This is a genomic window from Prevotella brunnea, from assembly GCF_008016795.1.
Lineage (GTDB): Bacteria > Bacteroidota > Bacteroidia > Bacteroidales > Bacteroidaceae > Prevotella > Prevotella brunnea.
Genome location: NZ_SDIK01000059.1, coordinates 34930 through 44502 on the forward strand (window position 1 = coordinate 34930; position 9573 = coordinate 44502).

Here is a 9573-nt window from a genome sequence, read left to right on the forward strand (position 1 = left end):
TCTTTGTTTTTTAATAATATTTTTTGTCTATAACTATACAAATTCTGTGCCAATACCCACAAAAGAAAACCATCTAACCCAAGTTTCACTCTTTATTTCGTCCAATCCCCTTGTCTTTGCTGTTTCTGCATTTCGATTATGGACTTTGTGTCCTACAAATTTTTATTTTCCCGAATGGTTCATGTTTCAAGTTTAATTCAGAAATATTCTGTTAGTTCCTAACTAATTATTTATCAGTGTGATATATATTATTTATGCCTTTACATGGGGGAAATTTCGGCTAATTCCCTACAGTAGTGCGGGAAGTTCGAAAAGTCTTGTACCGTTGCTGCCTTTTATCAAGATGTATTTCCCTTCGGGTACCAGCCTTTCAATCTCCTTTTTCACCGCTTCCACATCCTTAAACTTTCGGAATTCGGTCTTGGTTTTCAAGAAGTTCTCGCCCACCAACCACACCTCCTCAATGCCGGCAACACAGATGCGGTCCACCACTTTTTGGTGTTCCTCTTCGCTTACCTCTCCCAGCTCGCGCATATCGCCGAGAATAGCCATTTTGTTTCCCACGTCCATCAGTCGGAAATTCTCTATGGCAGCCGCCATACTCGATGGATTGGCGTTATAGGCATCCACAATCAGCTTGTTGTGTTTGGTTTCCATGAGTTGCGACCGGTTGTTTTTTGGCGTGTATGTCTCCAACGCGTGGCAAATTCGTTGCGCATCTATGCCGAAATGCAGTCCGATGGCAATGGCAGCCAGCATGTTGTCAAGGTTGTAAGTCCCGATGAGGTGCGTGCGTACCTCTTTCCACTCACCTCCCGGCTCTTGCCATCTGAAGCACAGGAAGGGCGCACAGTCCATCAATTCTCCTCTTACATTTGCCGTTTCGTCATAACCGTAAGTCATGATGCGGTTGAATTGTCTTTCGTCCGCCATCTTTGTCAGGTCGGCATTGCTCTCATTGAGGAAGAGCAGGCAGTTGTTGGCTTTCAGATAGTCGTAAAGCTCGCCTTTTGTCCGCTTCACCCCTTCGAAACTTCCAAATCCTTCAAGGTGCGCCCTCCCCACGTTCGTGATGAGTCCGCAAGTGGGTTCCACGTAGGTAACGAGTTTCTCTATGTCTCCCTCGTGCGAAGCTCCCATCTCTATCACGGCAATGTCGTGTTTGTCGTTCAGTCCCAAGAGTGTGCGTGGCACCCCCACATCGTTGTTGAAGTTGCCTTCCGTGTGCCACACGTTGAATTTTTCTGCCAAGACTGCCGATATGAGTTCCTTGGAAGTTGTCTTTCCGTTGGTTCCGGTGATGCCAATGACGGGTATGTGGAACTGTCGTCTGTGTTCGCGTGCCAACTCTTTATAGGTGGTGAGTGTGTTGGCAACGAGAATGTATCTGTCGTTGCCCGGCTCGGCATACCCCTCTTCGTCGATAACGGCATGGCTGCACCCTTTCTCCAGTGCCGCTTTTGCGAATTTGTTTCCGTCGAAATTCGCCCCTTTCAGTGCAATGAATATGCTTCCTTTCGGACAGTCGCGGCTGTCGGTGGTGATGACCGGATGTTTTTCGTACAACTTGTATAGTTCTTGAATGTCCATGATTTCCGATGTTTGTGGTGATGCAAAGGTACGGTAAATCGCAGAGACTTCAAAAGAAGTTCTGTGATTATTTCTCCTCACGGCGTTAATTTGTCCCACCCCCTCAGGTTCCTTCCTTTATGTTGTGCGCTTCTGAAAGTTTGTCTTTCACACATCCGACCTGATCATCACCACGAAAAAACATGACAAAATCAGTATCAAAATCATGCTTTGTAACACATTGATAATCAAGGTGGTATTAATCGAAATTTAAAAGCTTAGCTTTTGCACTCCGATACATGACCTTTTGCATTGCAAAAGCTTACCTTTTGAAGGGCAAAAGGTAAGCTTTTGACAGATGAATGAAGAAATTTTAGGACATTATTGACCTTTTCCCATATTGTGGGAAAGGATTTTTGCGTTGTCAATGTCCCCAAAAACTAAAACAGCTGCTTGCCTTTTGTCTTGCCCGGACGGGCAGGTGCTGATATGAGTTCATGGCGAATGGCTTTTAGTTGGTAAATTGCCGAATAACAACCATCTGTAATTGAATGTTTCTAATGACCGTTCGTTGGGAAAAAGCACCCATGCGGTTTCTAATGACCAATTTGGGATAATGCTATTTCACAAACAAATAGCCGGCAGCAGATTGTGTTTCGGAAACACAACAAGAGCCGGTATTCCGTTCGGGTTACCGACTCTTGTTGTTGGATGTGTGGTGAGGTCGTGAAATCTCCATTTTTTGCTGTGGAGTTCCCTTTCCTTGTGTGGGATTCCCATTTCTTTAGGAGGCTGTTACCGGTCTAATTTCCACGTAACGCCGTCTTTCGTGTCTTTCACTTGGAAGCCCGCATCGGCAAGTGCATCGCGGATTTGGTCGCTGACTGCCCAGTTTTTTTCTGCTTTTGCTTTGGCGCGTAGGTCGAGAACCATGTCCACCACCTTGCCGTATGCCTCCTCTCTTGCGCTGTTGTCGGTTTCTTTTTCGTTCATCAGTCCAAGAATATCGAACGCGAAGAGGCGCATTACCTCGGAAAGTTCCCTTAGGTCATCTTCGGCGATGCTTGCCTTGTGGTCTGCGATGAGATTGATTGTGTGGCAAGCCTCGAAGAGTGCGGAGATGACGGCAGGCGACATGAGGTCATCGTTCATGGCATCGTAGCACCTCTGTCGCAACCCACCGACAAATTTCTTTGTGTCGGCATCCGAATCGGCTGAGGTTTGAATGCGTTTCAAGTCGTCTATTCCGTTCATTAGCCGTTCGTAACCTTTCTGTGCAGCTTGTAAAGCCTTGTTGGAGAAGTCCACCGTTCCGCGATAGTGAGCCGACAGGATGAAGAATCGTATGGTCATCGGTGTGTAAGCCTGTTCCAATGTCTTGTGGTTTCCGGTGAAGAACTCTTCCAACGTAATGAAGTTGCCGAGCGATTTTCCCATTTTCTTTCCGTTGATGGTAATCATGTTGTTGTGCATCCAATATTTTACCATCTCATCACCCTGTGAAGCCACTACTTGGGCTATTTCGCATTCGTGGTGAGGGAACACCAAATCCATGCCACCGCCGTGGATGTCGAAATGTTTGCCTAAGTATTTGCGTCCCATTGCCGTACATTCGCAATGCCAACCGGGGAAGCCTTCGCTCCATGGCGACGGCCATCGCATGATGTGTTCCGGCATGGCACGTTTCCAAAGGGCAAAGTCTGCTTGGTTCTTCTTCTCGCTTACACCTGCCAACTCTCTGGAATTGTTAATCATGTCGGTGAGGTTTCTGCCGGATAGCACCCCGTAACGATGGTCTTTGTCGTATTTCTTCACATCGAAATAGATGCTTCCGTTGCTCTCGTAGGCATATCCGTTCTTCAAGATTTCCTGAACGAGCTCCTCCTGTTCGATGATGTGTCCCGTGGCGTGTGGCTCTATGGAGGGCGGAAGCACGTTGAGCATGCGCATGGCGTCGTGGTAACGATTGGTGTAATACTGTGCCACCTCCATTGGTTCAAGCTGTTCCAATCGTGCTTTCTTCTCAATCTTGTCATCGCCTTCATCGGCATCGTGTTCCAAATGACCCACATCCGTGATGTTTCTGACGTAGCGCACCTTATAACCGATGTGCCTGAGATAGCGGAACAGTAGGTCGAAAGTTATGGCCGGACGTGCATGACCCAAGTGTGGGTCGCCGTAAACAGTGGGTCCGCAGACGTACATTCCCACGTTGGGTGCCGCAATTGGCAGAAAGCGTTCCTTCTGTCGGTGCAGCGTATTGTAAATCACTAAATTCTGCATGATAAATTGTATTTGTTTCTTTTAGCTGCAAAATTACAAAATAAATGTAAGTCCAGCCACTTATCTATCTAAAAATTATTAACTTTGCATCATTCATCTATCTCAACCATGAGAGAAAATCAGGCTTATGCAACAAATCATTCAGCATTTTACCGATAACGATGCCTATACGTTCAGTTGTCAGTACTACGTGCTTCAGACTTATCCGCGTTCCGAAGTGGAATATACCTTTTTCGACCGTAATCAGACGGTTTATCCTGAGGGCTTTGCCGAACAGTTGAACGAGCAGTTGGGCTATATGCCACAAGTTGTCATCACGGAAGAAGAAGTGGAATTCATGGCTCGCAAGATGTATTTTCTGCCCGAATGGTACTTCACGTTCTTGCGGGGGTATCGTTTTAATCCACACGAGGTTAGCGTAACGCAGGATGAAGAAGGTCATCTGGATATTTCCGTTCGCGGAATGTGGTATTCTGCCATCATGTGGGAAATGCCCATCCTAAGCATTATTTCCGAACTGATGCACAACCTGCGAGGCGAAATGGCGACTTACGACCCCATGCGGGAACGAGAACGTTGCGCGGAGAAAACGAGAAAGTTCCTTTCCGGCGGACTTGCGCTGGGCGATATGGGTACACGTCGCAGGCTTTCGTTCGACCATCAGAACATGGTGGTTCGCACAATGGCTGAAATCTCGGCGGAAGGCGGATACCGGGATGCCGATGGATTTCATCCGTGGACCGGTAAATTCACCGGAACAAGTAACGTGTATCTCGCCATGAAATACGACCTTACCGCCATTGGAACCATGAGTCATCAAATCATTGAATTTGAAGAGAATGTCAGCGGTATCTTTGAATGTAACTTCAACGTGATGAAGAAGTTTAGCGACGTATATGATGGCGACAACGGCATCTATCTTTACGATTGTTTCGGCGACAAAGTGTTTTTCAGCAACTTGTCAAAACGCATGGCAATGATGTTCACCGGCTTGCGTGTGGACAGCGGCGTGGAAGAAGAGCAATTGGAAAAGATTATAGGGAAATACAAATCGCTGGGCATCGATCCTGCCACTAAGCAAGTAGTGTTCAGCAATGGCTTGGACATTGATCGCGCCATGGAAATTCATCGGTATGTGAATGGGAGAGTAAAGGACAGCTATGGTGTGGGGACGTTCCTTACTTGCGACGTGGAGGGGGCAGAACCCATGAACATTGTCGTGAAACTGACACGAATGCGCATAACGCAAAATAGGGAATGGCACGACTGTGTGAAGCTGTCATGCGACAAGGGAAAGACATTGGGCAATCCGGAGAAGTGTGCTTACCTGATGAAACTATTGGAATAAGCGCGACAAAAGTCGATTCGTTGAAAAGAACAGAGAAGTCGTTGAAAAGAATTTGCGTCTTGCGTTTGCAGTAACTGTCTCTGACGACTTCACCGGGGAATGTAAACGGCAATGGTCTTTAATCGCACGTAGTTGGCACTGAGGTACATAAAGCCCCGATAGGGGTTGTTTGTCCCCCAACTATTCTTGCACAAAAAATATTTATTGCCCGCTTCATCGTGTGCCAATCCAATGATTTCCATGCAGTGGTCATCGGTTGTCTTGTGTCGTTCGAACGCTTCTTGGCGTTGCTCCTGTGTTACTTTCCCACTCTCATCGTCGAGCACGGCAAAGCCCCTGCCGAACGAGAAGCCCCTTTCCGAAACATCGCCTTCCCAACAAACGGGATGACCGCCATACAGACTGCGTTCTATTCGTTGCATCATGGTGTCGAGTGGCACATTGAGGAATGTGTCATGGAAGTAGTTGTCGGGCACTTCCAATGGGAAACGCTCGTTGAAAGGATGATGGGTGAAGCTGGTCAAAGCCGTGTATTCGTCATCACGACACACACTTCGGGCAAATTCCTGTGGAGTATAAACAGCTCCATACATGAACACTTGTTTCGGTGCATAGCCTATCTCGTTGTCCATGAGTTCATTGATGAGGCTCATCTGTATCTCCGGATTGGATGAAAGTGGGGAGTGAATGGCTTGTTCCAACTTGCGAACGAGTTTGTTATAATTGGTTTGAGTTTTCCGGTGGTAAGCGTCGAAGTGTTGAAGTCCGTAATTTTGAATTAAATCTATCAGCATACCTGCCATGCCCCGTGTGGTGAAGTTGTTGCTTTGCAGGCAGAATGGCATTCGGTTCTTTCTTGAAAATAATTTCTCTCTTACTTGTTCCGTCAGATATGTTCGCGCGGCATAATCCACGCTGAGATGTACGGAGTCGCCTCGCATGATGTGTTCCGTTTCAATGGTTGCCAACATGGCATATACCCAGCAAAGCGAACTCCTGCCTTGACTCTTTACGGGCGTGGTGTTCAAGCGGATGTCGTTGGTAAACCGCCTTGGACCGGCAAAGTCGTTCTTCTGCTTTTCACATCCTGTGAACAGCATTATGATGAGGAGAAGGAAAGCTATTCTTTTCATATTCATTTGCAAAGATACTGAAAATAGTAATAATCCGATAATTTGAAAATGAGAAATTCTAAGATATTTTACTTACCTTTGCAAAGTAAACAATGACAATGGATATACAGGAATATGAAATCATGGCACCCGTTGGCTCGCGAGAAAGTCTCGCGGCAGCCATCCAAGCAGGTGCGGGATCTATATACTTTGGTATCGGGCAGTTGAATATGCGCTCGCATTCGGCAAACCATTTCACCATAGCCGACCTGAAAGAAATAGCCGATATGTGCAATTCGCGTGGCATTAAGACCTATCTTACCGTGAATACGGTAATCTATGATGAAGACCTCGTTGCAATGCGGGAAATCATTGACGCGGCGAAAGAGGCTGAGATAACGGCGGTGATAGCGAGCGACGTGGCGGTGATGACCTATTGTGGGCAGGTGGGCATGGAAGTTCACTTATCAACACAACTTAACATCTCAAACATTGAGGCACTGAAGTTTTACGCTCGGTTTGCCGATGTTGCAGTCTTGGCACGCGAACTCAACATGAAACAGGTGGCAGAAATCTACCGACAAATAAGGGAACAAGACATTTGCGGCCCTCATGGCAAACCGATTCGCATTGAAATGTTCTGCCATGGAGCATTCTGTATGGCTGTTTCGGGCAAGTGTTACATGAGTCTTCATGCCGCCAATCGTTCTGCCAATCGGGGTGAGTGTGTACAGATTTGCCGCCGTTCCTATACGGTTACGGACAACGAGACCGGCAATCAGCTGGAGATAGACAATAAATACATCATGAGTCCCAAAGACCTGAAGACGGTTCGGTTCATTGACAAGATGATGGATGCCGGTGTAAGGGTATTCAAAATAGAAGGGCGCGCGCGCGGACCTGAGTATGTTTATGAGGTGGTTACTTGTTATAAAGAAGCTATCCGGAGCGTTCTCGACGGCACTTTCACAGAAGAGAAGAAAGACGCATGGGACCAACGACTCGAAACGGTGTTCAATCGCGGCTTTTGGGATGGATATTATCAGGGACAGACGATGGGCGAATGGACAAAGATATACGGCAACAAGGCTACGGAAAAGAAAATGCTCGTGGGCAAGGTCATTAAGTATTTCTCCAAGTTGGGCGTTGCGGAACTCGCTGTCGAGGCGGCAGAGATTGTGCGTGGTGAGAAGATGCTTATCACCGGACCGACCACCGGCGTGATGAAGTTCAATGCCGAGGAGATACGTTACGAGTTGAAACCCGTTGAGAGAGCCGAGAAAGGTTGGCGTGTGTCGGTACCCGTTCCCGATAAGGTGCGCCCGAACGACAAGGTCTATAAGTTCGTGAAGACCGGAATGGAAGAATAAAGAACTGAAAATCTATATATCTATGATGGAACTACGACAGATTGCCAAATTGTTTTTAAGACTCTCCGTTGCCACTTCTATGCTTTCGGCAGTTGCCGACCGCTTTGGATTATGGGCAAAGGAAGTATGTATGTGGGGAGACCCCGACAAGTTTTTGGCTTATACGCAAACATTACTTCCCTATGTCCCGGCTGATTACATCGCCATATTGGGTTGGACAGCCACCGGACTAGAAGTTTTCTGCTCTCTTTTCCTTCTCTTGGGATTGAAACTAAAGTGGATTGCTCCACTCTCCGGTTTGTTGCTTCTCACTTTTGCGTTGGCAATGGCAACATCAATAGGCATCAAAGCTCCGATGGACTATTCCGTATTCTCGATTTCAGCCGCGGCTTTCGCGATACCGGCGTGTGGAAACGGACTGATGGAGATGGACAATTTGTTCAGGCGCAGGCGCAGGGACAGCAGAAGAATACAAATGATAGGTTAAACAAACGAAGAAGAAAATGACGATAAACGAATTGCAAGATGAGGTAATAGAGGAGTTCTCGGAGTTTACCGACTGGATGGATAAATACCAAATGCTCATTGATTTGGGAAACGAATTAAAGCCTTTGGGAACTCAATATAAGAATGAGCAAAACCTTATTGATGGTTGTCAGAGCAGAGTGTGGCTGCAATGCGACAAGGTGGACGACAAGTTGGTGTTCACTGCTGACTCCGATGCGCTCATAACAAAGGGCATAATCGCTTTGCTCATTCGCGTCATCAGCGGGCATACCCCAAAGGAAATCATGGATGCCGACCTTTATTTCATCGAGAAGATTGGGCTGCGCCAGCATCTTAGTCCGACACGTAGCAACGGTTTGCTCTCCATGGTGAAACAAATCAAGTCGTATGCCATTGCTTATTCCATGAAATAAGTCTTCGGGAGATGAATTCTTTTTACTTGCGAAACGGGCTGTTTAGATTGTAATTTACACCGATGAGAAAACTGCGTGCCATAGAGATGAAACGGTTGTCCCCGGGTGAGTTCAAGGTAGCGAAGAAACTGCCCCTTGTCGTCGTGCTCGACGATGTGCGGTCGCTCTACAATGTGGGCAGCGTGTTCCGTTCTTGCGATGCTTTTCGTGTGGAGGCGGTTTATCTTTGTGGAATTACGGCAACACCGCCAAGTGTGGAAATCCACAAGACAGCTTTGGGAGCGGAAGACTCCGTGGATTGGAAGTATTTCGCGAATACGGCGGATGCCCTGCACGAACTCCACTCTCGCAATTATTTCGTTTACAGCGTGGAGCAGGTGGAAGGCTCAACAAAACTTCATCGCTTGCATGTCGAACATTCAAACCGCCATTATGCCGTGGTGTTGGGGAATGAAGTGAAAGGGGTGAAGCAGGAGATAGTGGACGAAAGTGATGGCTGTTTGGAAATACCGCAATTCGGTACGAAACATTCGCTCAACGTGAGTGTTACGGCAGGTATCGTTCTTTGGGAATTTACCCGGCAATTGCTGCCGCGTGAGGGCAGATGAAGCGATGCCGGTGAGGACGGACTACCTTTGGCGAGGCGGAAGAATCTTCCTTATCCGCTATGTGGGAATGACCATTCGAAAGGGTAAGAAAAGTTTACAGATGTGAAATTGGAAAAAGACGGATAACTTGCAGTAAATCAGTACGATAGATTTTAAAAATCAAAATGTCTTATACGGATTTAGCTTGTCACAATTCTGACTATAAAAAAAGTAAGAAATTATGACAAAACGTAAAACCCCGCGCGAATTTTCGTATTCGTTCAAGCTGCAAGTGTTAATTGATTATTATTCTAGCGGTTCTTATCAAGCGTCTATATTGCGTAAGTGGAATGTGTCTAGTGGTTCGATGTTCAAATGGCTGAA

Annotated in this window: 8 protein-coding genes; 5 read left to right on the top strand and 3 right to left on the bottom strand. The window is 46.8% G+C overall.

The features are described from left to right. Nucleotides 1-288 precede the first annotated feature (288 nt). Both ETF27_RS08365 and cysS read right to left on the bottom strand, forming a co-directional pair. Nucleotides 289-1590 carry a UDP-N-acetylmuramoyl-tripeptide--D-alanyl-D-alanine ligase gene (locus tag ETF27_RS08365; protein WP_130830591.1) on the bottom strand — a complete coding sequence of 434 codons (1302 nt, stop codon included), beginning with the start codon at nucleotides 1588-1590 and terminating at the stop codon, nucleotides 289-291. Nucleotides 1591-2364: 774 nt separating this feature from the next. Continuing rightward, complete coding sequence (gene cysS, locus ETF27_RS08370) at nucleotides 2365-3852, bottom strand: cysteine--tRNA ligase (protein WP_130830590.1); 1488 nt, start codon at nucleotides 3850-3852, stop codon at nucleotides 2365-2367. 127 nt (nucleotides 3853-3979) lie between these two features. Between cysS and pncB the strand changes: the two genes are divergently transcribed. Further along, nucleotides 3980-5200 (top strand): nicotinate phosphoribosyltransferase, encoded by a 1221-nt coding sequence (gene pncB / locus ETF27_RS08375; RefSeq protein ID WP_130830589.1) that lies wholly within the window; start codon nucleotides 3980-3982, stop codon nucleotides 5198-5200. Between the two features lie 89 nt (nucleotides 5201-5289). On the opposite strand, the gene ETF27_RS08380 is transcribed toward pncB, so the two are convergent. Further along, nucleotides 5290-6333, bottom strand: coding sequence for a C1 family peptidase (locus ETF27_RS08380; RefSeq protein ID WP_130830588.1), 1044 nt, complete (start codon nucleotides 6331-6333; stop codon nucleotides 5290-5292). A gap of 98 nt (nucleotides 6334-6431) precedes the next feature. On the opposite strand from ETF27_RS08380, the gene ETF27_RS08385 reads away from it, so the two are divergent. From ETF27_RS08385 to ETF27_RS08400, 4 genes are all read left to right on the top strand, one after another. Then, the gene (locus ETF27_RS08385) at nucleotides 6432-7682 is read left to right on the top strand and encodes a peptidase U32 family protein (RefSeq protein WP_147785711.1); all 1251 of its coding nucleotides are present in this window, start codon (nucleotides 6432-6434) and stop codon (nucleotides 7680-7682) included. A gap of 22 nt (nucleotides 7683-7704) precedes the next feature. Then, nucleotides 7705-8169, top strand: a complete 465-nt coding sequence (locus ETF27_RS08390) for a DoxX family protein (protein ID WP_130830586.1) — start codon at nucleotides 7705-7707, stop codon at nucleotides 8167-8169. Between the two features lie 16 nt (nucleotides 8170-8185). After that, complete coding sequence (locus tag ETF27_RS08395) at nucleotides 8186-8602, top strand: SufE family protein (RefSeq protein WP_147785709.1); 417 nt, start codon at nucleotides 8186-8188, stop codon at nucleotides 8600-8602. A 62-nt stretch (nucleotides 8603-8664) separates the two neighbouring features. Then, nucleotides 8665-9210 carry an RNA methyltransferase gene (locus ETF27_RS08400; protein ID WP_147785710.1) on the top strand — a complete coding sequence of 182 codons (546 nt, stop codon included), beginning with the start codon at nucleotides 8665-8667 and terminating at the stop codon, nucleotides 9208-9210. Nucleotides 9211-9573 lie beyond the last annotated feature (363 nt).

Coding starts and splice junctions, on each gene's coding strand:
- ETF27_RS08365 (WP_130830591.1), bottom strand. CDS start 1,590: ATGGACATTCAAGAACTATACAAGTTGTACGAAAAACATCCGGTCATC.
- cysS (WP_130830590.1), bottom strand. CDS start 3,852: ATGCAGAATTTAGTGATTTACAATACGCTGCACCGACAGAAGGAACGC.
- pncB (WP_130830589.1), top strand. CDS start 3,980: ATGCAACAAATCATTCAGCATTTTACCGATAACGATGCCTATACGTTC.
- ETF27_RS08380 (WP_130830588.1), bottom strand. CDS start 6,333: ATGAAAAGAATAGCTTTCCTTCTCCTCATCATAATGCTGTTCACAGGA.
- ETF27_RS08385 (WP_147785711.1), top strand. CDS start 6,432: ATGGATATACAGGAATATGAAATCATGGCACCCGTTGGCTCGCGAGAA.
- ETF27_RS08390 (WP_130830586.1), top strand. CDS start 7,705: ATGATGGAACTACGACAGATTGCCAAATTGTTTTTAAGACTCTCCGTT.
- ETF27_RS08395 (WP_147785709.1), top strand. CDS start 8,186: ATGACGATAAACGAATTGCAAGATGAGGTAATAGAGGAGTTCTCGGAG.
- ETF27_RS08400 (WP_147785710.1), top strand. CDS start 8,665: ATGAGAAAACTGCGTGCCATAGAGATGAAACGGTTGTCCCCGGGTGAG.